This window comes from Nocardia sp. JCM 38205, from assembly GCF_058222935.1.
Window position 1 is genome coordinate 136,417 of record NZ_JBYHFL010000002.1, and the last position, 23,685, is coordinate 160,101.

At 68.4% G+C, this 23,685-nt stretch carries 25 protein-coding genes; 17 read left to right on the forward strand and 8 right to left on the reverse strand.

Going from position 1 to position 23,685, the window contains the following annotated elements:
* Positions 1–236 precede the first annotated feature (236 nt).
* The 4 genes from AC4HOU_RS07440 (at position 237) to AC4HOU_RS07455 (ending at position 3,601) form a co-directional block, all read left to right on the forward strand.
* Positions 237–848, forward strand: coding sequence for a hypothetical protein (locus AC4HOU_RS07440; RefSeq protein ID WP_490724297.1), 612 nt, complete (start codon positions 237–239; stop codon positions 846–848).
* 370 nt (positions 849–1,218) lie between these two features.
* A complete protein-coding gene (locus tag AC4HOU_RS07445; protein ID WP_014348386.1) occupies positions 1,219–1,842 on the forward strand; it encodes a superoxide dismutase in 624 nt (207 codons plus the stop codon).
* A gap of 203 nt (positions 1,843–2,045) precedes the next feature.
* Entirely contained in the window at positions 2,046–2,573 is a 528-nt protein-coding gene (locus tag AC4HOU_RS07450; protein WP_163816680.1) for a peptidase, read from the forward strand.
* Between the two features lie 293 nt (positions 2,574–2,866).
* Entirely contained in the window at positions 2,867–3,601 is a 735-nt protein-coding gene (locus AC4HOU_RS07455) for a TMEM165/GDT1 family protein (RefSeq protein ID WP_195020387.1), read from the forward strand.
* Between the two features lie 8 nt (positions 3,602–3,609).
* Here the strand turns inward: AC4HOU_RS07455 and AC4HOU_RS07460 are convergent, their stop codons facing one another.
* Both AC4HOU_RS07460 and AC4HOU_RS07465 read right to left on the reverse strand, forming a co-directional pair.
* Entirely contained in the window at positions 3,610–4,275 is a 666-nt protein-coding gene (locus AC4HOU_RS07460; RefSeq protein ID WP_194989609.1) for a TetR/AcrR family transcriptional regulator, read from the reverse strand.
* Positions 4,276–4,281: 6 nt separating this feature from the next.
* Complete coding sequence (locus AC4HOU_RS07465) at positions 4,282–5,178, reverse strand: SDR family NAD(P)-dependent oxidoreductase (RefSeq protein ID WP_163816687.1); 897 nt, start codon at positions 5,176–5,178, stop codon at positions 4,282–4,284.
* A 156-nt stretch (positions 5,179–5,334) separates the two neighbouring features.
* Here AC4HOU_RS07465 and AC4HOU_RS07470 point away from each other — a divergent pair, with 156 nt between their 5' ends.
* Entirely contained in the window at positions 5,335–6,102 is a 768-nt protein-coding gene (locus tag AC4HOU_RS07470; RefSeq protein ID WP_014348381.1) for an SDR family NAD(P)-dependent oxidoreductase, read from the forward strand.
* 138 nt (positions 6,103–6,240) lie between these two features.
* On the opposite strand, the gene AC4HOU_RS07475 is transcribed toward AC4HOU_RS07470, so the two are convergent.
* From AC4HOU_RS07475 to AC4HOU_RS07485, 3 genes are all read right to left on the reverse strand, one after another.
* A complete protein-coding gene (locus AC4HOU_RS07475) occupies positions 6,241–6,546 on the reverse strand; it encodes a hypothetical protein (protein ID WP_490724298.1) in 306 nt (101 codons plus the stop codon).
* Positions 6,547–7,190: 644 nt separating this feature from the next.
* The gene (gene htpG / locus AC4HOU_RS07480; protein ID WP_490724299.1) at positions 7,191–9,149 is read right to left on the reverse strand and encodes a molecular chaperone HtpG; all 1,959 of its coding nucleotides are present in this window, start codon (positions 9,147–9,149) and stop codon (positions 7,191–7,193) included.
* The gene (locus AC4HOU_RS07485; protein WP_490724466.1) at positions 9,142–10,782 is read right to left on the reverse strand and encodes a TM0106 family RecB-like putative nuclease; all 1,641 of its coding nucleotides are present in this window, start codon (positions 10,780–10,782) and stop codon (positions 9,142–9,144) included. Before AC4HOU_RS07485 ends, htpG begins: the two co-directional genes overlap by 8 nt.
* Before the next feature lie 315 nt (positions 10,783–11,097).
* Between AC4HOU_RS07485 and AC4HOU_RS07490 the strand changes: the two genes are divergently transcribed.
* From AC4HOU_RS07490 to rraA, 8 genes are all read left to right on the forward strand, one after another.
* Complete coding sequence (locus AC4HOU_RS07490; protein WP_163816701.1) at positions 11,098–11,733, forward strand: DUF6474 family protein; 636 nt, start codon at positions 11,098–11,100, stop codon at positions 11,731–11,733.
* Between the two features lie 12 nt (positions 11,734–11,745).
* Complete coding sequence (locus tag AC4HOU_RS07495; RefSeq protein WP_490724300.1) at positions 11,746–12,297, forward strand: hypothetical protein; 552 nt, start codon at positions 11,746–11,748, stop codon at positions 12,295–12,297.
* Positions 12,298–12,333: 36 nt separating this feature from the next.
* Positions 12,334–12,999 carry a YcnI family copper-binding membrane protein gene (locus AC4HOU_RS07500; protein ID WP_280212401.1) on the forward strand — a complete coding sequence of 222 codons (666 nt, stop codon included), beginning with the start codon at positions 12,334–12,336 and terminating at the stop codon, positions 12,997–12,999.
* An 11-nt stretch (positions 13,000–13,010) separates the two neighbouring features.
* Entirely contained in the window at positions 13,011–13,565 is a 555-nt protein-coding gene (locus tag AC4HOU_RS07505) for a copper resistance CopC family protein (RefSeq protein ID WP_194989611.1), read from the forward strand.
* The gene (locus tag AC4HOU_RS07510) at positions 13,562–14,488 is read left to right on the forward strand and encodes a copper resistance D family protein (RefSeq protein ID WP_194989605.1); all 927 of its coding nucleotides are present in this window, start codon (positions 13,562–13,564) and stop codon (positions 14,486–14,488) included. The genes AC4HOU_RS07505 and AC4HOU_RS07510 overlap by 4 nt, the downstream gene beginning before the upstream one ends.
* Before the next feature lie 34 nt (positions 14,489–14,522).
* A complete protein-coding gene (locus AC4HOU_RS07515) occupies positions 14,523–14,993 on the forward strand; it encodes an SRPBCC family protein (RefSeq protein ID WP_163816708.1) in 471 nt (156 codons plus the stop codon).
* 142 nt (positions 14,994–15,135) lie between these two features.
* Positions 15,136–15,501: a DUF5313 family protein gene (locus tag AC4HOU_RS07520; protein ID WP_163816710.1), complete on the forward strand. Its 366-nt coding sequence runs from the start codon at positions 15,136–15,138 to the stop codon at positions 15,499–15,501.
* 134 nt (positions 15,502–15,635) lie between these two features.
* Positions 15,636–16,124, forward strand: a complete 489-nt coding sequence (gene rraA / locus AC4HOU_RS07525; protein ID WP_163816712.1) for a ribonuclease E activity regulator RraA — start codon at positions 15,636–15,638, stop codon at positions 16,122–16,124.
* Positions 16,125–16,130: 6 nt separating this feature from the next.
* On the opposite strand, the gene AC4HOU_RS07530 is transcribed toward rraA, so the two are convergent.
* A complete protein-coding gene (locus AC4HOU_RS07530) occupies positions 16,131–16,349 on the reverse strand; it encodes an RNA-binding S4 domain-containing protein (protein ID WP_036531561.1) in 219 nt (72 codons plus the stop codon).
* 148 nt (positions 16,350–16,497) lie between these two features.
* Here AC4HOU_RS07530 and lysX point away from each other — a divergent pair, with 148 nt between their 5' ends.
* From lysX to AC4HOU_RS07545, 3 genes are all read left to right on the forward strand, one after another.
* On the forward strand, positions 16,498–19,821 hold the full coding sequence (lysX, locus tag AC4HOU_RS07535) for a bifunctional lysylphosphatidylglycerol synthetase/lysine--tRNA ligase LysX (protein WP_194989604.1): 3,324 nt from the start codon (positions 16,498–16,500) through the stop codon (positions 19,819–19,821).
* 105 nt (positions 19,822–19,926) lie between these two features.
* Positions 19,927–20,301, forward strand: a complete 375-nt coding sequence (locus AC4HOU_RS07540) for a hypothetical protein (protein ID WP_194989603.1) — start codon at positions 19,927–19,929, stop codon at positions 20,299–20,301.
* Positions 20,302–20,611: 310 nt separating this feature from the next.
* Positions 20,612–21,514, forward strand: a complete 903-nt coding sequence (locus tag AC4HOU_RS07545; RefSeq protein ID WP_163816717.1) for a cutinase family protein — start codon at positions 20,612–20,614, stop codon at positions 21,512–21,514.
* 70 nt (positions 21,515–21,584) lie between these two features.
* Here the strand turns inward: AC4HOU_RS07545 and AC4HOU_RS07550 are convergent, their stop codons facing one another.
* Both AC4HOU_RS07550 and AC4HOU_RS07555 read right to left on the reverse strand, forming a co-directional pair.
* Positions 21,585–21,926: a hypothetical protein gene (locus AC4HOU_RS07550; protein WP_163816719.1), complete on the reverse strand. Its 342-nt coding sequence runs from the start codon at positions 21,924–21,926 to the stop codon at positions 21,585–21,587.
* Positions 21,927–22,040: 114 nt separating this feature from the next.
* Positions 22,041–22,652, reverse strand: coding sequence for a histidine phosphatase family protein (locus tag AC4HOU_RS07555; RefSeq protein WP_194989600.1), 612 nt, complete (start codon positions 22,650–22,652; stop codon positions 22,041–22,043).
* A 348-nt stretch (positions 22,653–23,000) separates the two neighbouring features.
* Between AC4HOU_RS07555 and AC4HOU_RS07560 the strand changes: the two genes are divergently transcribed.
* Entirely contained in the window at positions 23,001–23,615 is a 615-nt protein-coding gene (locus AC4HOU_RS07560; RefSeq protein ID WP_178128302.1) for a DUF8020 domain-containing protein, read from the forward strand.
* Positions 23,616–23,685 lie beyond the last annotated feature (70 nt).

Consider the following 23,685-nt stretch of genomic DNA (forward strand, 5'->3'; position numbering starts at 1 on the left):
CGCTATCGCGGCTTCAACTGGGCGATCACCGGGCGACGGTTGCGAACGACCGATCCGGGACTCCCCTCCAGCCATCCCGGAGCGGTCATCCGCCGCCTTGTTCGGGAGCTGCGCCGTCGAAGCTCCCGACATGTACTTGGACGGAAGCGACGCGGATTCGGTTCCATAAAAAACGACAACCCTAGTGAAAACTTGAAATGCGCCGATCTGGGCGGTGATCTCGGTAGCCTGGCGCTATGTACTCGAGCAGGGGGCTACTTGACGGATTGGACACCGCCGGAATCGACATCGCACTGAGGGAGGCCGCGTGCCTCGGCCTCGCCGTCGATGCCGACACCGGCCGACTCGAACTCGACCTCGAAGTACTCACACTGCCCGCACAGGAATCCACACCTGCCGATATCAAGGTCCGGATGACCTTCCACGGCGTCAGCCGGGTGGCCGCCTCGCTGCGCATCCACCGCTGGGACGACGTCGAACCCACCGTGCTGCCGCTGGAACTGGACGGGCTCGGCGATGCCATCACCAGTTTCGGCGGCGGCAGGCTGCACGGCTGGGATTTCATCGACATCGACGACAGCAGCTGGTCGCTGTGGAGCGAGCTGCTGAGCTTCGACACCATGATCGATCAGCGCGTCTCGCCGCATGTGCTCGAGTTCTCCCAGGAGGAGGGCCTCGATCCGCGCGAACTCGACGTGCGGGTCTGGTTCGACAGCATCACCATTCACGACCCCCGCGGCAAGCAGATCCCGCTGCCGGAGTTCATCGCGGGCGGCCGGCGCTGGTGGGCGGCGCACGACGCGGGCGATCCGCGCACCAGGCGGCCGGGGATCGCGCCCCCGCTCTGAGCCGGCGACAGCCGAGCAGATGCCGCATACCGGGCCGGTCCGGTGTGCGGCATCGGCGTTCACCGATAGACGTTCCCGGAATGGGTATCCGCCCCGGCGAACGGTTCGACCTGCCCCACCCGCCCGCATTCGCGATCCACAGCCCGGACCGCCCGACTAGTTAGTCGCTTCCCGGCATGGTTCGATGCACGAGTGCGGTTCTTACTGCTCGCCGATGAACGTGGCGCGGTAGCGCCCGGGCCCACCCGAGTGAGCACCGTCACCGGAATGCCGGGGCATCCGGGCAAGTTGGAACCGATCGGGTGTACGAATGATGGTCGAGAGCGCTCGCGAGGTTCGTGAGTGCGCGGCCCGACAAGGAAGGGACATCGTGGCTGAGTACACGCTGCCGGATCTGGATTACGACTACAGCGCCCTGGAACCCCACATCTCCGGGCAGATCAACGAGCTGCACCATTCCAAGCACCACGCCGCATACGTCGCCGGTGCCAACACGGCACTGGAGAAGCTGGAAGCCGCCCGTGAGGCCGGCGATCACAGCGCCATCTTCCTGCACGAGAAGAACCTCGCGTTCCACCTCGGCGGACACGTGAACCACTCCATCTGGTGGAAGAACCTGTCCCCCAACGGTGGCGACAAGCCGGTCGGCGAGCTGGCCGCGGCCATCGACGACCAGTTCGGTTCGTTCGACAAGTTCCGCGCGCAGTTCACCGCCGCGGCCAACGGCCTGCAGGGCTCGGGCTGGGCGGTGCTCGGCTACGACACCCTCGGCCAGAAGCTGCTGACCTTCCAGCTCTACGACCAGCAGGCCAACGTGCCGCTCGGCATCATCCCGCTGCTGCAGGTCGACATGTGGGAGCACGCCTTCTACCTGCAGTACAAGAACGTCAAGGCCGACTACGTGACGGCGTTCTGGAACGTCGTCAACTGGGCCGACGTGCAGGACCGTTTCGCCAAGGCCGTGAACCAGGGCAAGGGCCTGATCTTCGGGTAAAAGCATCCGACGCGCCCGGGGCCGCGACACCGCATGGTGTCGCGGCCCGCTGCGTTTCTGCTGGTGAAAAGCCCTCTGCGGGTCGACGCCGAGACGTACTGGCACTCTTTGGTACTTGTGTGCCAGATGCCTTCGGGTTCATTCTTCAAGTCCACAGTTCGAGGACGGGCAATGCCGCCCCCGGTTCCATGACGGGAGGCCTCATGCGCAGCGATGGTCAGATCGGCGTCACGCCGTTCCAAGCGCGCGGATCTCTTCGCGGGTTCGTCATCTCCGGGCGCTGGCCCGATACCACCAAGGAATGGGCGCAGCTGCTGGTGCTCGCGGTGCGGGTGGCCAGCCTGCCCGGGCTGCTGTCGACATCGACGGTGTTCGGGGCGCGCGAGGATCTGCCCGATGATCCCGAGCCGGGCACCGTCGGGCTGGTACTGGCCGAAGGGCCGGTGCTCGGTGAGTCCGCGGTGACGCCCGGCAAGTTTGCCGAGCATGTGCCGCCCGCCCTGCTGATGCTGCATCCGCCGTCCGAAACCAATCCGTCGCTGCCCGAATGCAGCGGGGCCGCCTCGGGCTGTGTGCTGCTGCCCGGCGTGCCGCATCTGGGGCTGGAACACCGGGCCGCATGGGCCGAGGCCGAGTTGGACGGAACGGTGACCTCGCTGGTCAGCCGGGTCGGGCTGGATCCGATCAGCGATCCCGACACCGCGGTTCTGGCTATGCTGCTGGCCGCGTAAGGGCACCCGAAATCTACCGCACGGATCGCCAAACTTATTGCGCGCATTGCGATTTCGACAACAGCGAGTTGCCGTCGCGACGCCAGGGCGGGTAGAGTCGGCAGCAGCGAAGGGGAGTAGCCCCCAATCGCGTAGTCGACATACTGATCCGCCGCCGCGTGTGGCGCGGGTCCGGCTGCGTGAACCGGAATCCCTCCGGTGGGCGAGACCTTCGGCCGAGACAACCTTGACGTTGTCGGCCGGAGGCGTCCCGTTTTCCGGCCGACTGGCCGGAGCCCGGGAGAACACATCACATGATCGCCACCGTATTGCTGAGTATCGGCATCGTCTTCCTCGCCGAGCTCGGCGACAAGTCCCAGCTGATGGCGCTGACGTTCGCGCTGCGCTATCGCTGGTGGGTGGTGCTCGGCGGAATCGCCACCGCCACCGCCGCGGTGCACGTCATCTCGGTCGCCGTCGGCCACTTCCTCGGCGCGGCACTGCCGACCACGGCGATCGCGCTGGTCGCCGCGCTCACCTTCCTCGCCGTCGGCGTCTGGACCCTGCGCGAGCACCTCGATCCCGAAGACGACGCCGAAGCCGCTCCCAAGGTCTCCCGTTTCGCCACCGCGGCCCCGTTCCTGGTGGTGCTGTCGGCGTTCCTGCTGGCCGAACTGGGCGATCGCACCATGTTCGCCACCGCCGCCCTGGCCACCGATTACGACTGGGCGGGCGTCTGGCTGGGCTCGACCATCGGCATGGTCGCCGCGGACGCACTGGCCATCGCGCTGGGCATCCTGGTCGGCAAGCATCTGCCCGAACGCGCCATCGGCATCGGTTCCGGGCTGCTGTTCCTGTTCTTCGGTTCGCTGACGCTCACCGGACTCGCCTGGCCCGGCCTCGGCACCCTGCCGGGCGCGGCCGTCGCGATCACCGTGCCTGCCCTCGCGGGGGCGGTCTTCTACCTGCTGACCCGGCGCCGGACAGCGGTCGCAGCGCCCATCGCGGCAACCGATGGCTCAGAGCAGCCCGCCGAGGAATTGCGCTGACGCCGATATCAGCCGCCCGCCAGCGCCTGCCCGTACAGATCCCCGCCGCGAACGACGAGCTCGAGCAAGGGTTCGCGGAGCGCACGAAGCCCGGCCACATCATCGGTGGCGATCTTGCCCGTCACCATCGCGCCGACGGCCGCCGCGAGGGTTCGGCAGGCGAAGCGCTGTTCGGGCGTGCGGGCGTCGAGGACCTCGGCGATCCGCTCCACGAACAGGTCCTGTAGCTCCATCCGCCGGGCGACCGCCTTCGCTCCGACGGCGTAGACCTCCACGAGGAACAGCCGGGCACCGGCCGGATCGTCGGCCAGATGCCGCAGGTAGGTGTCGAACAGCCGGCGCATTCGCTCGACCGGGTCGATAGGCGCCGGATCGCCGGGATCGGCTGCGGGGGCATCGGTCTCGTCGATCCGGGCGAGCAGCTGCTCGACGGCCCGCTCGTAGGCGGCCTCGAAACAGTCTTCCTTGGAACGGAATTGCTCATAGAAGGTCTCGCGCGAGACACCGGCCTTCTTCAGGATCGCCGCGACCGACGTTCCGACATAACCGTTGTCGACCATCGCCTCGCCCATCGCGTGCAGAATCCGCTCGCGTTGTGAGGCGACGACCTGCTCCCGGGGCAGACCGTGCCGGCCGCGCGGCAGCTGGCGGAGACTGGTGGCCGGGTCGGTCATGGCTGGCTACTCCGGTGTTCGGTCGGGCGGGTGCTGACCCATTCTGCTGGTTCGCGCGGGCTGCTCGGTCGTGAAGGGTGTCGCTTCGGTGCGCGCGATGCTCAGGGCCTCGTGCACGCCGCGCCGCAACGCCAGCTCGGTGACGCGTTGCGCGATCGGCCGCAACGGCAGCACGAACCGCACCCACCAGGGCGAAACCACCTGTCGGCGCCTGCGCGCGATGGCCCGTTCGACGGCGTCGATGGCCGGGCCCAGCGGCGCCACCCCGGACACGGTGCTGCGGCCGAGCAGCGAGCGTGCCGCCTCGGTGCCGAATCCGCGGGCGGTCATATCGGTGTCGAGTTCGGCGAAATACGCGACGCCGACCTTCGCCCCGGTGTGCCGGAGTTCGTGACGCAGGGTGTCGCCGAGTGCCTCGACCCCCGCCTTCGAGGCGCTGTAGGCGCCGAGCAGCGGCAGGTGCACGGCCGCCGCCAGCGAGGAGACCACCAGCGCGTAGCCCTCGGAATGGGAGATGTGCGGGCCCGCCGCGCGCACCGTGTAGTACACGCCGAGGACGTTGACCGCCAGCGTCCGCTCCATCACCTCCGGATCGCCGCCGATCAGCGGAAGTTGTTTGGCTACACCGGCATTGGCGACCACCACATCGAGGCCGCCGAGTTCGCCGACGACGTCCTCGACCGCGGCGTCCACCTGCGCGCGGTCGCTCACATCGCAATAGCGCCACGGCGCCCCGCCGCACTCGCGCGCCACCTCCGCCAGCGATTCCGATTCCAGCCCGAGCAGCGCCACCTGCGCGCCGTGCGCGGACAACTGCCTGGCCAGCGCGGCTCCGATGCCGCGGGCCGCACCGGTGATCAGCACCCGGCGGCCGGCGACCGATCCACCAAATATCGACGTCATGCGGCCGACGGTACCATCAGCGAACACTAGTGTTCGCAAATTGCCCGGACCGCTGGGCCCCGAGGCCAGGGAGTGGTGATCCGCGCCTCACCGGTGACCCGTTAGGGTGCAAATTGACGAAGGGCCAACTGGCTTGTCACGAACGAGAGGACCATCGTGGAGATTTCGGGTTCCGCCGCCATTGTCACCGGAGGCGCGTCCGGCCTCGGCGCCGCCACCGCCAAGCGTTTCGCCGAACTGGGCGCCACCGTCTTCGGGCTCGACGTGCCGCAGTCGATCGAGCGGGCCGGCGACAACGTGCCCGCCGGTGTCACCCTCCTTCCGGCCGATGTGACCAGCAACGACGAGGTCAGCGCCGCCGTCGCGAAGGTCGTCGAATCCGGCGCGCCGCTGCGCATCGTGGTCAACTGCGCCGGTGTCGGCTGGGCCGGGCGCATCCTGTCCAAGAACGGCCCGCACGATCTGGAGCTGTTCCGCACCGTCATCACGGTCAACCTGCTCGGCACCTTCAACGTGATGCGCCTGGCCGCCGACGCCATCGCCAAGACCGATCCGGTCGATGACTACGGCCAGCGCGGTGTGGTCATCAACACCGCCTCGGTCGCCGCGTTCGAGGGCCAGATCGGCCAGATCGCCTACTCCGCCTCCAAGGGCGGCGTGCACGGCATGACCGTTCCGGCCGCGCGTGACCTGGCCCAGTTCGGTATCCGGGTGAACACCATCGCCCCCGGCATCATCGACACCCCGATGCTGGCCGGCGTCACCGAGGAGTACCGCAAGGGCCTCGAGGCCGGTGTGCCGTTCCCGTCGCGGCTGGGCCGCCCGGACGAGTACGCGCAGCTGTCGCAGTACATCGTCGAGCACGACTACCTCAACGGCGAGACCATCCGCATGGACGGCGCGCTGCGCATGGCGCCGCGGTAATCCCGCGGTAGTACTACCCCGCCCGGCATCGTTTCGCGCTGCCCGGCGCTCGACGCCCGCCCTCCCGCTCACCGCGGGTCGGCGGGCGTTCGCGCGTGCGGCGAGGCGGGAGCGCGGCCCCGGCAGGCCGCGAACTCGCTAGCCGGCGCTACCGGTCGCCGGGCGCGAGCGCCAACGCTCGCAGGCCTCGTGGTCGGCGTCCGGCCGGTCCTTGCCATCGACCGCGCAACCCTGGCGCGTGTAGCCATCGCGGCCGATGCCGTTGCGGTCATAACCGAAACGGTCCCGTCCGAAGCGGTCGTAACCGGAACGGTCAAAGCCCGAACGGTCGTAACCGGAACGGTCAAAGCCCGAACGGTCGTAGCCGGACCGGTCGTAACCGTGCACGTCATAGCCGTCGGGGCCGTACGGGTCCGGCGGCGAGGGCGGGCAACCCGTGCCCATGTCGAACCCACCGTCCGGGCAGGGCTTCGGCGGTTTGTGCTCCGGTGGCGGGGTGGGCGCGGGCGTCGTCGGTGGTGTTGTCGGCGGCGTCGGCGCTGTTGTCGGCGGCGTCGGCTGAGTGGGTGCCGTGGTCGGCTGAGTGGGTGCCGTGGTCGGCTGAGTGGGTGCCGTGGTCGGCTGAGTGGGCGCGGTCGGCGTCGAGCCGATCGGCTCGGCGAATGCGGGCGCTACCGTCGCGGCGGGAGCGAGCACAAGGGCCCCCAGCAGAACAGTTCGGGTCACCGCCCGGCGAATGCTACGGCCACGCAGGGTCGTAGTCGACATGATCGATCTCCTGTCCGGAGCGCGGATCTCGCACTCCGGATGATCTATCGCCTTCAGCGACAGCTACTTGTACAAATCCCAGACCAAGGGCTGGGTCGCGCACATCGGCGCCGAATCGAACAGCAGGAGATCGGACTCATTGCGCCGCACCGCGGTTGGATGCCGTGCGTTAGCGGATGGATAGCCCACGCGACCGGCCGCGGTGGACGAACCGTGGCTCCAGCGCGCAGATATCGCCGGGCTGGTGTGGCGTCAGCGGCGCGGCGGCACGACTGTGGCGAGGGCAGCCCGCCGTATCGGCGGACTGCCCTCGGCTCGCATCAGAGCGTGCGGGTGAGCCGATCGGTGAGGATGTGGGCGAACTTCGCCGGATCCTTCAGCTCGCCGCCCTCGGCCAGCACCGCGGTGCCGTACAGCAGTTCGGCGGTCTCGGTGAGCTCGGGGACCTTGCCCTCGTCGGCGTCCTGCTTGCGGGAGTCGTAGGCCTCGCGCAGGCCGGTGACGAGCGGGTGGGTCGGGTTCAGCTCGAGGATGCGCTTGGTTTCCGGCAACACCTGGCCCGAGGCCCGGTACATCCGCTCCAGCATCGGCGTGAAATCGAAGACGTCGCCCACCAGGCAGGCCGGTGAGGTGGTGAGCCGGTTGGTCAGGCGCACCTCCTTGACGTTGTCCTCGAGGGTCTTGCCCAGCCAGCCCAGCAGCTCGGCGAACTCCTTGTCCTGCTGCTCACGCAGCTGCTCGGACTCCTTCTTCTCCTCTTCGGTCTCCAGATCGACCTCGCCCTTGGCGATGGACTTGAACGGCTTGCCGTCGAATTCCGGCACCGAGCCGACCCACATCTCGTCGACCGGATCGGTCAGGATCAGCACCTCTAGCCCCTTGGCCTGGAACGCCTCGAGATGCGGCGAGCTCTCCACCTGCTGGCGGGATTCGCCGGTCATGTAGTAGATGGAGTCCTGGCCGTCCTTCATCCGCTCCACGTACTGCGCGAGCGTGGTGAGTTCGGAGTCGGAGTGCGTCGAGGCGAACGACGACACCTCGAGGATGGTGTCGCGGTTGTCGAAGTCGGAGAGCAGGCCCTCCTTCAGGACGCGGCCGAACTCGCGCCAGAAGGTCTGGTACTTGCCCTGGTCTTCGGCGCCCTGCAGGTCCTTGACCGTGGACAGCACCTTCTTCACCAGGCGTTTGCGGATCATCTGGATCTGGCGGTCCTGCTGCAGGATCTCGCGCGAGACGTTGAGCGAAAGATCCTGGGCGTCCACCACACCCTTGACGAAGCGCAGGTACTCCGGCATCAGCTCTTCGCAGTTGTCCATGATGAACACCCGCTTGACGTAGAGCTGCACGCCCCGCTTGTGCTCGCGGGTGAACAGATCGAACGGCGCCGTCGACGGAATGAACAGCAGCGCCTGGTATTCGAAGGTGCCCTCGGCCTTGAGCGGGATGATCTCGAGCGGTTCGTCCCACGCATGGCTGACGTGCTTGTAGAACTCCTTGTACTCCTCGTCGCTCACCTCGCTCTTGGGGCGGGTCCACAGCGCCTTCATGGAGTTGAGGGTCTGCTCTTCGACGATCGTCTTCTCTTTTTTGTCCTCGCCCTCACCCTCGGTGACGGTGCGCTCCACCGACATGCGGATGGGCCAGGCGATGAAGTCGGAGTACTTCTTGACGATCTCGCGGAGCTTCCACTCCTGGGTGTAATCGAAGAGGTGATCGTCCTCGTCGGGGGCCTTGAGCTGCAACGTCACCGCGGTACCCGGCGGGGCGTCGTCGACGGTTTCGATGCTGTAGGTGGAGCTACCGGCCTCGGCCACCCAGCGGGTGGCCTCGGTCTCGCCCGCGCGGCGGGTGGTCAGGGTGACCTTGTCGGCGACCATGAAGGTCGAGTAGAAGCCGATGCCGAACTGGCCGATCAGCTCCTCGGCGGCGGCCTCGGATTTGGCCTCGCTGAGTTGTTTGCGCAGCTGGGCGGTGCCCGACTTGGCGAGCGTGCCGATCAGGTCCACCACCTCGGCGCGCGACATGCCGATGCCGTTGTCCTTGACCGTGAGGACCCGCGCGTCCTTGTCGACCTCCAGCTCGATATGCAGGTCGGAGGTGTCGACGTGCAGGTCCTTGTCCTTGTAGGACTCCAGCCGCAGCTTGTCCAGCGCGTCGGAAGCGTTCGAGATCAGCTCCCGCAGGAACGTGTCTTTGTTGGAGTAGACCGAGTGGATCATCAGCTCGAGCAGCTGATGGGTTTCGGCCTGGAACTCGAGTGTTTCGACGTGCTCAGTCACGCCGAAATATTACCGCCGCCGCCGACCGCCTCCGACGCCCGAGAGCGGTCCCCACTCGCGCGAGATCGGCCGGCCGCGCGAAATCGGCCAGCGCGGGCACCTCCAGCTCGGCGCGGTGCGGGCCCGGCACCCGCGGGCACATCCATTCCCGCAGCACCATGGTGGCGCGCACATCGTCTTCGTTGTATTCGAGCAGCCGGGTGCGCTGGGTGAGATCGGGCGCGCCGTCGTAGCCGACCGCGAGCCGGTACCAGCTCATCGAGGCCTCGCCGTTGGCCTCGGCATCGCGCCAGGCGAAACCGGCCACCGGCGCGATCTTCTTGAGGCCCTTGCCGTTCGGGCAGATGAACTGCTCGGTGACGGCTTGGAACATGTCGACCCACTGCGGCGAATCGACGAAGGCGCGCACCTGCTCCACCGTCGGCACCCCCGGCTGACCGGCGAACCGGCGCGCCGACTCGTAGAGCCACTTGTCCTCGGCGGTACGCGAATAGCAGTAGGCGGCAAAGGTTTTGCCGGCGGCGGTGGCCTCCGCCCGCACGCGCATCAGCCAGGTCCAGAATTCGCCGAAGGAACGCCCCTCGTCCTCGGTGGGCAGCGGATCCCAGGTGACGAACGGCCGGTACACCCCGTCGAGCAGGGTGCCCCACAGGTACGCGCCGAACTCCTGGAAGCTCTCCAGATCGACGTCGACCTCGACGTCGGCCCGGCGCACCTTCACCTGGTCGAACCGGCGCACCAGTGGCGCGCCCGCGATCCAGGCGCGCGCGGTGACCACGGCCTCCTCGAACGGTCCGTGCTGCCAGTCCTCGGGTTCGGGCCCGGACCAGGCGGCCAGATCGTCGATGGTCTGCACGCCGTGCCCGCGCAGCACGTCGGCGCGGGAGCCCGGCGCGACCAGGCTGACGTCGCGGTGGTCGATCAACCAGCCCTCGCACCCGCGCCCGTCGGCCCCGCCGCGGTTCCACCATGGGCACTGCCTGCACTCGGGCACCTTCGACGGCACCGTCGGCAGCTCACCGCGCACCACCGCGATCCGGTCGGCGTAGCGCTGGTCGTAATCGGCGAGCACCTGGGTCAGATCGTGGACCAGGATGCGGTCGAAGTGGTAGCCGATCACCCCGCCGACCAGGGCGGGGCTGGCCAGCCCGTGCCGTTGCAGCATGCGGTAGAGGTGGGCGAGGCGTTGCTGATCGCGCGGCTGCTGACGCAGTTTGCGGTGCGGATCCGGCTGCGGATCCCAGTGGTACAGATCCGAGGTGGTTGGGTGGAATTCGGCCGGCTCGGGCTGACGCGGATCGGTGACCTTGTGGTTGACCACGATCACCGGAATATAGCCGCCGCGGTCCAGATCGCGCAGCAGGATCTCGGCGCCGCCGCGGCGACCGGTATCGGGCTCCTGCGGCAGCAATCCGCCCCAGATGCACAGCGCTCCCGCCGCGCAGGCGCGCATGGTGGATTCGGCGCGATCGGCCGCGCGCAACGCCGGATCGATCACCACCCATTGTTCGGGACGGGCGCCGACCAGGGCGTCGCGTACCCGCTGCCGATGCGCGACGGCGGCCTCGCGACGCTGCTGCACGCCCGCGTCCTCGCGGACGCCGGTGAGCAGCTCCGGATGCGTGGCGTTCATATTCAGCCGGTGCCTGCACCCGATCAGCGCCCTGGCATCGAGAAACGCGGTCGCTGCGGCGACGGACCGATCCTGCTCGGTTCCCTCGTCCAACTCGCGACCCTCTCGATCGGCCCTGCCCGGATGCACGTAAGCAGTATGGTCCCTACCCCCGACAGATCAGCGAATCGTCGCCCGCGCCCCCGGCGTTCGCCCGCCGCCCTCGCAGCGACCGGCCGCGACCGGATAGGGTGTCGGCAAACCGTGTGACATGGGCGGACGGGCAACTTCGCGCGCCGAGCCGCCAGGGCGAACCAGCATGACGGAGGGCCAACGATGGGGTTGTTCACGAAGCGCAAGCGGCGCCCGAGCCGCCGGGCCGAGGCGAAAGCCCTCAAGCACAAGGCGGCCCTGGAGGCCAAGCTCGCCGCCAAGAACGATCGTAAACAGCGGCGCGCCGAGACCCGCACCCAGAAGAAGGTGGCCAAGGCTCAGATCGCCGCGCTGCAGGCGGAGGAGAAGGCCGCGCTGAAGGCCGCGGCCAAGGCCGAGCGTGATCCGTTCAGCGTCGGACAGGTGAAGAAGTACATCGGTGTGGCCAGGATCCTGGTGCCGGTGCTCGCCCCGCTGGCCTACCGCGGCGCCACCGCGGTGCGCGCCCAGCTCGACAACCGCAAGGCCCACCAGCTCGGTATCGGCGTCGAACAGCTCGGCGAGTACACCGGCCACGGTGCCCGCCTGCACGCCAGGATCGCCAATACCGAGGCCGCGCTCGACAAGGTCGGCGCGGGCGACAACGGCGAGGGCAAGAAGTTCGTCGCGGCGACCCGCGACCGCCTGGAAGCGCTGAGCGCCGCTGTGCGCACCGCCGACCAGATGCCCGCCCAGCGCCGTCGCGCCGTGCACGCCTCCATCGCCGACGAACTGACCGGCCTCGAATCCGACGTCCTGGCCCGCCTCGGCGTGCGCTGATCCACCGCACCGATGTACCGACGCCCGACCTCCGGTAGCCCGCGCGGCTTCCTGGTCGGCGCGTCGGCCGGCGCGCTCGCGGTCGCCGCGCACGGGCTGGCCGGTGGAGCGTATCCGTCGTCGGCCGAACTGGCGCTGATCCTGATCGCCGCTTCGGTGACCGGTCTTGCCGCCGCCGCGCGGCCGATGGGCTGGGGTTCGGTGCTCGTCTGGCTGGCCGCTGGACAGGCGGGCGGACATGTCGCCCTCACCGGTCTCTACGGCCACGAGCACGCCTCCCCCACCGCGGCAGCACCGGCAGGCGAACTGCTCGGCGGATATCTGCCCTCGGGCCCGATGTTGCTCGCGCACTTCACCGCGACCGCCGTCTGCGCCGCGCTGATCCCGCTCGCCGAGCGGCTCTATCGCGCGGTATCGGCGGCCGTTCGGATCGTGATGGCGGCGCCGCGCACGCTCTTCACGCACCGCCCGCCGAATGCCGGTGTCGCGATCTTCCGGCTGCTCGGCCGGTCTCCGATCGGTGCCGCGGGCCCGCGCGCCCCGCCCCTGGCGCGCCCGGCCTGACGCATCAATACCTTTCGGAGAGAAAGCACTTCATTCATGAAAACGTTCATTTCGCGTGCCATCTGCACGGTGGCGCTCGGCGGCGGACTGCTCGCGCTGACCGCCGGGGTCGCGAACGCCCACGTCACCGTCGACGCGCCCGGTGCGAAGCAGGGTTCGATGGCGGTGGCCACCTTCCGGGTTCCGACCGAATCCGATACCGCCGCGACCACAGCCGTCACCGTCACCGTGCCCAATCTCGCGGTTGCCATGACCGAGCCGATCCCCGGCTGGACCGCCAAGGTCGATCGCAATGACAAGTCCCAGGTCACCGCCGTGACCTGGACCGCGGATCCGGGTAACCCCGGTGTCGGGCCCGGCCAGTTCCAGCAGTTCGCGGTGGCCCTCGGCCCCCTGCCGCAGCAGGATTCGGTGAGCTTCCCGACCAAGCAGACCTACAGCGACGGCAAGGTCGTCGATTGGAATCAGCCTGCCGATCAGGGCCTGGTCGCCAACCCCGCCCCCACCCTGACGCTGGCCGCCGCCTCCGGCGATTCACACGGCACGCACGGCGTGGAGAGCGAAGATCAGGCCGCGGCAACCGAATCCGATGATTCCGGCACCGACACCACGGCCCGCTGGCTCGGCGGAATCGGGCTTGCGGTCGGCTTGCTCGGGCTCGGGCTCGGCGTCGGCTCGGTCCTGCGGGGACGGCGGTCGTGAGCGGCGGGCGCGTGCGACTGCGCGCAGTATTGCTCACCCTGCTCGCCGGGGCCGTGTGCCTCGGTGTCGGCGCCACCGTCGCCGGGCCTGCCGCGGCGCACTCCGCGGTGGTCGGCACCTCCCCCGAGGACGGCGCCTCGCTGGATGCGGGCCCCGAGCGGGTCACCATCACCTTCAACGAGAACCTGCAACCCAACTTCCCCTCGCTGACCGTGGTCGGCCCCGACGATCATCTGTGGTCCAAGGGCGATCCGGTGGTCGACGGGAAGACGGTGAGCGTCGCGGTCGGCGAACTCGGACCGGCGGGCACCTACCGGGTCGGCTACCGGGTCACCTCCGCTGACGGGCATCCGGTGGAAGGCAAACTCACCTTCACCCTCACCACCCCCGGCAATGGAACCCCCGGCCCCGCACTGGGTTCGGCGGACGCGGGCGACGGCGATTCCGGCGGCGTTCCGATCTGGGTGTTCATCGTCGGCGCGATCGTGCTGTTCGGTGGCGGACTGGCTTTCGCGTTGTTCGGGACGGGCCTGTTCGGCAAGGGCAGCGGTAAGAGCGGCCGGTGACCGATCGGGCGACCGGCGGCCGTGACCGCCGTCCGGCACTGCTGCTGGTCGTCCCGTCCGGGCTGCTCGGTGTGCTGCTGGCCTGGGCACTGACCGCGGTGACGGCCGAGAGCGCGGTCCGGGTGCTCGCCGATCTGGCCGGAGCCACCGTGCTCGGGTTGGCCGCGCTGCCGCGGGTACACGAGCGGCTGCGGCCGCCGTGGCGGCTGCTTGCGGTGCTCGCCGGAATCTGGTGCGGCAGTGAATTCGTGGTGCTGGTGTTCGAGGCCGCCGACGTCGTCGGGGTGCGGGTCGGCGCGTTGGACGCCGGACGGTTCGCCACCTTCCTCACCGAGCTCAGCGGCGGCCAGGTCGGTATCGCGATCCTGATCGGGACCGGTGCCATCGCCTGCTATTCGGCGCTGGCGTTCCGGCGCCCGGCGACCGCCTCGCCGGATCTGGTGCTGGTCTTCGCGGCGGTGGCGCTGACGCTGCGGCCGATCACCGGGCATATGTCCCAGCAGCCGTTCGGCTCGGTACTGGCCGCCGTGCACGCGCTGGCCGCGGGCGCGTGGCTCGGCCTGTTGATCGGACTGGCGCTGGTGGTGCGTTCTCGTGGCGAATGGGCGCTCGCCCTGCCGCGCTACTCCGCGGTGGCGCTGCCGCTGGTGGCGGTCGTCGCGGTGACCGGATTGGTGAACGGCCTGGTCCGGATCGGCGGGCTCGCGCCGCTGGTGCAGACCGGATACGGACGGGTGCTGCTGGCCAAGACACTGATCCTGGGCGTGCTGCTGGCCCTCGGCTGGTGGTGGCGCCGCGATTGGGTCGGCCGCGCCGCCGATCACCGGATGCCCGCCGATGCCTCGCTGCGCCGGGCCACCGTCGAGGTGGTGGTGATGGCAGCGGCGTTCGGCCTGGCGGCGACGCTGGCCGTCACGGCATGACGGGCGCGGGCGAACGCCCGGTTAAGGTTGCGCCATGACCGAAGTGAAGATCGTCGCCGACTGCGACGCCTCGGCCGAAACCGCGTTCGCCTACGTGAACGATTACCGCAACCTGCCGCGCTTTCTGCGCGAAGTGCAGGAGTTCACGCCGGTGGGCAGCCAGACCGAAGGTGTCGGTGCGACGTTCGACGGCCACATCAAGCTGGGGCCGGTCTCGCTGAACTCCCGGATCCAGGTGGTGCGCTGGGAACCGCATGTCGCGATCGGCGTGAAGTCGATCAAAGGATTCGAGGTCGAATCGACCTTCCTGTTCCACGCCAAGGACGCCGAGCGGTGCACCGTCGACGCCATCGTCGACTACCGGGTCCCCGGTGGACTGGCGGGCAAGGCACTCGGCAAGACCATCGAGCCGTTCGTCAAGATCGCGGTGAAGCACAGCACCGACAACCTCACCAAGCAGATCGCGGAATTCCACCGGACCCGCGGGGCCGACGGCACGGAATGAGCACTGCCCGGTCGGTCGCGCGGCGCCGCGGCCGACCGGCCCGCCGGCGGGAAACAGCGAGTGTGGGAAATCGGTCGAATGCCCTGCTCGAATCCCCATTCGCAGCTGGCGGTGACCTCCTGCACAGGCATAGCCTTTAGGTATGAAGAAACCCACCTTCGGGCAGCGCATTGCCTATGATCTGGGCCGCGAGCTCCCCGCGGACCTGCACGAGTGGGTGGTCCACGACCTGGTCGGGCACGGGGCCATGGAACGCTATCTCGTGCGGTTCATCGGGCCGATCATTCCGTTCTTCGCGCTGGTGCTGCTGTTTCCCGGACCGATGCCGCTCAAGCTCGGGCTGATCGTGATGATGATCGTGCCGCTGATCATCTTCACCGTCGCGCTCAGCTATGTGTGGCGCCGGTACCGGCTGGTGCAGCACGGGCTCGATCCGGGGTTGGTCGATCACGGCAAGATTTCCGACCACGATCGCGAGATGTACGAACTGCGCTACGGACACCGATAGGCGTACCTCCGCCTTCGCTCCGGCCATGCGCGGTCCGGCGCGCGGCTGCGCCTGATCGTGTCGGGCCCAAGGGAACGGACCCAGACCGAGCGGTCCGTTCGGGGTGAAACCCGGCCACCTTTAAGCTGAGGGCCATGACCGAACCGACAGATGTTGTGGCGACCGCGGACCTGGCCGACGAAATCGGCCCCGAGATTCGCAGCTGTGATACCCAATTCATCCAGTTCGGCGGCCGCGCGGCATTCTCCGGCCGGATCACCACCATCCGCTGCTTCCAGGACAATCTGCTGGTCAAGCAGACGCTGAGCGAACCGGGCGAGGGCAAGGTGCTGGTCGTGGACGGCGGCGCGAGCGTGCACACCGCTCTGGTGGGCGACATCATCGCGGGCCGCGGCGTAGCCAACGGCTGGGCCGGCGTCATCGTCAACGGCGCCGTGCGCGATTCGGCCATCCTGCGCACCCTCGACATCGGTATCAAGGCGCTGGGCACCAACCCGCGCAAGAGCACCCAGACCGGATCCGGCGACAAGGACGTACCGGTGGAGTTCGGCGGTGTCACCTTCGTGCCGGGCGACATGCTCTACAGCGATCACGACGGGGTCGTGGTCCGCGCAGCGGACTGATCCGGCCTACTCCGCGACTCGCGCCTGGTGACCGGCGAGGGCGACCACATCGCCGACGTGCAATTGCCGTCCGCGCCGTAGCTCGACCTCGTCGTTCACCCGCACCAGACCCGCGGCGATCACCGTCTTGGCTTCCGAACCGGAATCGATCAGATTGGCCAATTTGAGAAATTGGCCGAGCCGAATGGCTTCGTCATCGATCGGCACATCGACTGGTTCCGACATGAACTAAATACTTACTCCTCCGGCCCGGCCGAGACTGCAGCGGCCCAGCATCCGGCACTGATCCGCCATTTCTGAGACGTCGCAAAGGGGTCGCGAACACGCCGCGACAAACGACCGGCAAATCCACCCCAACGGTCACACTGGATCGGTGACTTCCGCGCCAGACGACCTACGCACGACCACCGAGCTATCCGCGAGCAGACCCGCTGCGCCGGTACCGCATCGGGGGCGCGGCCGGTTGGCCGAGGTTCCGCATTACGCCGGGCTGGTGCTCGGTGTGTTCGCGGTGGCATGTCTGCTGTGGAGCCTGTCGCCCGCGCTGCGCTATCTGACCCACGCGCCCCGCCACTACATCGACGACTACTACTTCGACGCTCCCGACACCAGCCTGGTGTGGGCACTGGTGGTGGGTCTGCTCGCGGCGGCGACGGCCGGACGAAAACGCATCGCCTGGTGGTTGCTCGTCATCTACCTGGTGACGTGGGTGCTCGACAACGTCGTCGCCTTCCTCACCGACCGCGATGTGAACGCCCTGGTCGCGGCCGTGGTGCACGTGGCGGTGATCGGTGTGCTCATCGCCGCCTGGCCCGAGTTCTACACCCGGGTGCGCCGCGGTGCCGGCCGCAAAGCGCTGCTCGCGCTGGTGGGTGGGGCCGCTCTCGGCTGCCTGCTCGGCTGGGGCCTGGTGGAGATGTTCCCCGGCTCGCTGCCCGCCGGGGCGCAACGCCCGCTGTGGGCGGTGTACCGGGTGACCGGCGCGATCCTGGTGGAGAACGAGCAGTTCGACGGCTCGCCGCATCATTTCGTGAATTTCCTGCTCGGCCTGTTCGGCGCGGTCGCCCTGCTCAGTGCCTTCATCGTGCTGCTGCGCTCCCAGCGCGCCGACAACGCCATGACCGGGCTCGACGAATCCGCGCTGCGCGGACTGCTGGCCCGCTCCGACGTGGAGGATTCGCTCGGCTATTTCGCCACTCGCCGCGACAAGGCCGTGGTGTTCGCGCCGAGCGGCAAGGCCGCCATCACCTACCGGGTCGAGCTCGGTGTCTGCCTGGCCAGCGGTGACCCGATCGGCCTCAAAGAGGCGTGGCCGCAGGCGATCGATGCCTGGCTGCGCTTGGCCGACCAGTTCGGCTGGGCGCCCGCGGTGATGGGCGCCAGCGAACTCGGAGCGACCGCCTACCGCAGAGCCGGGCTGTCGGTGCTGCGCCTCGGCGACGAGGCCGTGCTCGACACCAGGAACTTCTCCCTGGCCGGCGCCGAGATGAAACCGGTCCGCCAAGCCGTCAACCGATTGCGCCGCCAAGGCATGTGGGTGCGGATCCGGCGCCACTCGGATATCCCCGCCGATGAGTTCGCCCAGATCGTGGCGCGGGCCGAGGCCTGGCGCGATACCGAGAACGAGCGCGGCTTCTCGATGGCGCTCGGCCGGCTCGGCGACCCACTCGATGGCGACTGCCTGCTGGTGGAGGCCGTCGACTCCGACGACCGGGTACTCGCCATGCTGTCGATGGTCCCGTGGGGCCGCACCGGAGTTTCGCTGGAGTTGATGCGCCGCGACCCGCTCGGACCCAACGGCGTGATGGAGTTGATGATCTCCCAGCTCGCGCTCACCTCCGACCAGTACGGCATCACCAAGATCTCGCTGAACTTCGCGGTGTTCCGTTCGGTATTCGAGGAAGGCGGACGCATCGGTGCCGGGCCGATCCTGCGGGCCTGGCGCGGGGTGCTGCTGTTCTTCTCCCGGTGGTGGCAGCTCGAAGCGCTGTACCGGTCGAATGTGAAATATCAGCCGATCTGGGTGCCGCGGTTCTTCCTGTTCGAGGAACGCAGGCAGCTGCCGCGGGTGGCGATGGCCAGCGGCCTTGCCGAAGGGTTCCTGCCGCGTTTCGGCGCCGAACCGGACCCGGCCACGCACACCGGACGCCACCCCGCCGTCCCGCCGACCAGCACCGGCCTGCACGCCGACGGCAGCCCGCCCGAGCCGCCCGAATCCGAGGCCGAACTCCAGCTGGCGCGCAGGCCCGAACAGGTGCGGGTGCGGATGAACAAGCTGGATCGGCTGGCCGCCACCGGCATCGACGCCTACCCCGTCGCCTATCCGCCGACCCACACCGTCGCGGCGGCGCGCCGGTCACCGCGCGGGACGACGGTGCGGGTATGCGGCAGGCTGCTGCGCATCCGCGACTACGGCGGCGTGGTGTTCGCGGTGCTGCGCGACTGGTCCGACGACATCCAGCTGGTACTCGACCGGGAACGCCTCGGCGCCAAGCGCTGCGCCGAATTCGGCGAATTCTTCGACCTCGGCGATCTCATCGAGGTCAGCGGGCGGATCGGGCGCAGCAGGCGCGGGGAGTTGTCGCTGCTGGTCGCGGACTGGCGGATGCTGGGCAAATGCCTGCACCCGCTGCCCGACAAGTGGAAGGGCCTGGCCGATCCGGAGGCGCGGGTCCGGCAACGCTACGTCGACATGATGATCAACCCGGAGACCCGCGACGTGCTGGCCAAACGCAGTGCGGTGGTGCGGTCGCTGCGGGATTCGCTCACCGACTGGGGCTATATCGAGGTCGAGACGCCGATCCTGCAGCAGGTGCACGGCGGCGCCAACGCGACGCCGTTCCGCACCCATATCGACGCCTACGATCTGGACCTCTACCTGCGCATCGCCCCCGAGCTCTACCTCAAACGGCTCTGCGTCGGCGGCGTGGAGAAGGTGTTCGAACTGGGTCGCACCTTCCGCAACGAGGGCGTGGATTTCAGCCACAACCCGGAATTCACCATTCTCGAGGCGTACGAGGCGCACAGCGATTACGAGCGGATGATGCACCTGTGCCGTCAGCTGATCCAGAACGCGGCCCTGGCCGCCAACGGCGCGATGGTCGCGATGCGCCCCAAGGGCGACGGCACCTTCGAGGCCGTCGACATCTCCGGTGAATGGCCGGTCAAGACCGTGCACGGAGCCATCTCGCAGGCCATCGGCACCGAGATCACTCCACGCACCGACGTCACGCGGCTGCGAGAGTTGTGCGACGCCAACACGATCCCGTACCAGCACGCCTGGGACGCCGGCCAGATCGTGCTGGAAATGTATGAGCACCTGGTGGAAGACCGCACCGAAGAGCCCACCTTCTACATCGACTTCCCCACCTCGGTCTCCCCGCTCACCCGCAGCCACCGCCGCATCGCGGGCGTCGCCGAACGCTGGGACCTGGTGGCCTGGGGCGTCGAATTGGGCACCGCCTACAGCGAACTCACCGACCCGGTCGAACAACGACGCCGGCTCACCGAGCAGTCCATGCTCGCGGCGGGCGGCGACCCGGAGGCCATGGAACTGGACGAGGACTTCCTGCAGGCCCTCGAACACGCCATGCCACCCACCGGCGGGCTGGGTATGGGTGTTGATCGGGTGGTCATGCTGATCACTGGGCGCAGTATTCGGGAGACGTTGCCGTTCCCGTTGGTCAAGCCGCGGTGACGCGATCGGCTCGCCGAATGTTCGCGCGCCGAGCCCGCGGGCAATAGTGTGGAGGATCCGGCGCCAGGAGGAGGCCGCCGACACACATCGGATTGGGGATCTTCGTTGTATCACCTCGACTTGCTGACCAACGCCGCCACGCTCGATCACTCGACCTGGGCGAGCCCGGACGTGTGGACCGCGGCCATGGAGCAGGAGCTGGCGAAAAGGGGCGGCAAAGGCAAGAAGGGCAAGGGTGGGTGGATCATCGGGATCATCTGCGTCGTCGCCATTCTCGCCATCGTCGTGGCGGTCGTGCTGCTCATGAAGCGCAAGAAGAACGCCCAGCCGCCGCAGGGCCAGATCCCACCGCAGGGCCAGTTCCCGCTGGACCCGAACAACCCGTACCCGCCGCAGGGTCAGTACCCGCGGCAGGGCCAGTACCCGCAGGACCCGAACAATCCGCCCCACGGCGGCCAGTACCCGCCGCAGGGTGGGTAGTACCCGCCGCAGAATCACTAGCCGGACGCGTCACTCGCACCGGGCCGTAGCTCCACGGATCGGTGCGAGATAGCTCCAGTAGAGGAAACCGGACAACCGATCGCGTTCGGTTGGCGGGCGTTCCGGTGTAGCCCTATTGTTATTCGCGGTGTGTGCGTCGGGGCCTCGGATGTTATCCGGGTGTGCGCACTCGACGGGTGGAATGGTGTTCACTTCGTGTGCACCGGTGCGCCATCCGGCGAGTTCAGCATCGTAGCGACAGCGTGTACGGGAACGCCCTGATCAGGGGCGATGGGTTGACTGGAGCAGTATGCAGTTCAAGAAGGTTGCCGCGGCACTCGGCGCGTGCGTGGCGATCGCATCCGGGTTGGTTGTCGGAGGTAACGCCGTGGCAACGGCCGCACCCGGATGCCCGAGTCTGTACGTGGTGGCGATTCCCGGCACCTGGGAAACCGGCCATGACAAGAAGCCACAGCCCGGCATGCTGTCCGGCGTGACCAACGGGCTCGGCCCGGAGACGAAGGTCGACTACGTCACCTACGCCGCCACCGCTTTCCCGTGGGAGGGCGATGTCTACGGCCAGTCCAAGCGTGAGGCCACCGATAAGGCGCGCGGGCTCGTCGGCGCGATGGCACAGCGGTGCGGTGCCACCAAGATCGGCCTGGTCGGCTACAGCCAGGGTGCCGACGCCGCAGGCGATCTCGCCGCGGAGATCGGCACCGGCGTCGGAGTCGTCCCGCCGAGCCGGATCGCCGGCGTCGGCCTGATCTCGGATCCGCGGCGCTCGCCGAACGATATCCAGGTCGGTCCGCACGCGGGTGGTGCCGGTGGCGGTGGGCCGCGGGTCGGCGGCTTCGGCTGGATCCACGACCGGGTGCGCACCATCTGCGCCGTCGACGACCTCTACTGCGCGACAGCCTCGGACGATTTCGTCACCCGGTTCGCCGGATTCCTGGCGCAGAGCTCGGACGCCAATCCCGCGAACATGTGGCGCTACCAGCTGGAAGCCGGTGCGATCATCAACGATCTGATGGCGAACGGCGGCATCCCGACCCTGCAGGCCCAGCTCACCGAATCCGCCAACCAGCAGCGGATCAAGGAGCTGGAGGACTTCTACCAGTCGCACGCCCACACCAGCTACGGCACCTACCAGGTGGGCGGCGGGCAGACCGCCATCTCCTGGATGCACAACTGGTTCGCGCGCATGGCGTGATCAGCGGCCCCGCCCTGCGGCCACCCACTCGGCACTGCCGGGTCGGTGGCCGCAGTCGTGTGCGCAGCCGCTAGCTGCTACCGAAGGAACCGGTAGCGCCGGGCAGCACCCGATGCAGGATGCGCGGTCCGGAACCGTCGGGGCCCGGGCCGCCGGGGCGGTGATCGTCCAGGTACAGGCGACGCTCACCATCGCGGTGCTCCCCGAGGTGCAGCCCCGGTCGACTCACCTCATCGGCGCTCGCCGCGACCGGGGCAGCCGCCTCGGCGACCTGGGTGGTGGCTGCGCTCGGCGCCTCGGCCGATGCGGTGGCAGCGACCGCCGCCACCGGTACCGCGGCGAGCGCACCCGCCACCGCGACCCGAAGGCCGATCCGTCGAACAGAAGACAGTTTCGTGGAGTGCAACGTCAATCCCTTTCTCCCGGAACATGAACCGCGTCCGCGGTGCACGAACTCCAGGAAAGCCGCCGACGCTGGGACAGCGGTGGGACCGAGCTGGCAGTCTGCTGGGAATGGCCGTGTGGGTCAGGCCTTGATGTTGCGCGGCAGCAGCTCCCAGACGTGCCCGTTCTCGTTGATGGTGGCGGCGGTGCGCCGTCCGGTGCGAGAGAACAGGATCCGGGTGATCGAGCAGTAGTCGATCGGGAACGTCAGCGGGCGGGCCAGGCCGAGAATGTCCTGGAGCAGGATATTGACCACCCCACCGTGCGCGAACGCGACCACGGTATCGGTGTGGTCGGCGCGCACCGCGATATCGGTGATCGTATCCAGCACCCGCGACTTGAACGCGGGCTCGTCGATCACCGTCGGCAGATGACCGGCCTTGATCCGATCGTATTCGGCCCGGAACTCCACCTTGGCGTCCTCGATCGGGATGTACGCGGGCAGGTCCCGGTCGTATTCGGCCAGCCCGTCGAGCACCTCGACCTCGAGTCCCAGCTTCGCCGCCGTCGGCCGCGCGGTCTCCAGCGCCCGGCGCTGCGGACTGCTCACCACCCGCGCGATCCGATGATGCGCCAGCGCCGCGGGCACCCGCTCGGCCTGCTCCACCCCCACCCCGGCCAGCCCCGGATCCGCCGCCCCCTCGACCTGCTCGATCCGGACGGGCTGGGCATGGCGAACGAGAATCAGCTGCACACCCCTACTGTGCCGTATGGCGGCAGGCGGCGCGCACCGGGCATGTCGGTCGAGGGCCGCCCACGCCGAAACCACTCATTCCCCACCCGGCCGGCACGGTCCGCTCTCTCGACCCCGGCGGAGGAGCCATCACCCCCGGGAGCTTCAGCACACACATAGCGATCCCCGGAAAGAGCCGACAGCCTCGAGTTTCGAATTCCGGCAGCCGAATATGCCTGCGGCGGAAGAGAATCAGCAAATGCGATATTCCGCCGCTGTTCAACCCTCTTGCAGCGCAAGGAATTGCGCGCGATAGGGTCACCGTGTGTCCGTTCATGGGGGACGGGCAAAGCGGAGGGAATTCACAGAATGAAGTTCGGAAAGATCACTGCTGCCGTTTTCATGGCCGTCACCGCGGTGGGGATCACCGCGGCCACTGCCAATGGTCAGCCCGCTGTGGCGAACGAGTCGGCCGTGGTGACCTCGGGGGACGCGACTTCCGGTGTTGTGCAGGGTATCAACTACAACACCACCGTTTCCCCTTCTGACAAGACCATCACCTGGGCCGTCGACAAGGGCCGGTTCGAGGTCGCCGCGGACGGCTCGGCCGTGCTGTTGAAGTCCGAGGACGGCGCGACCGTCGACCAGGTGCCGCTGCGCTCGGAGGTCGCGGGCCTGCCGATCGCGGTGGAAGAGGAGATCAGCGCCGACGGCCGCACCGTCACGCTGGCCGCCACCATGACGCCCGAGGACAGCGCCGAGCTGAAGGACGTCTCGAACCTGAAGGACATCAGCTCCTACGACCGGCTGATGGAGCAGGTCAACAAGAACCTGCCCGGCATCGCCATCGGTGCACTGATCGGCTGCTTCGTGCCGTTCCTGTGGATCATCACCATCCCGGCAGGCGCCGTCATCGGTGGTTACGTGATGGGCGGCCAGCCGTTCCTGGACGCGCTGATCGCGTTCGCGACCGGCCAGCCCTGAGCTGAATCGACACCGTAAGGGTGCGCAGGCATATTGCCTGCGCACCCTTTGTGTTTCGGGAACCGAAACG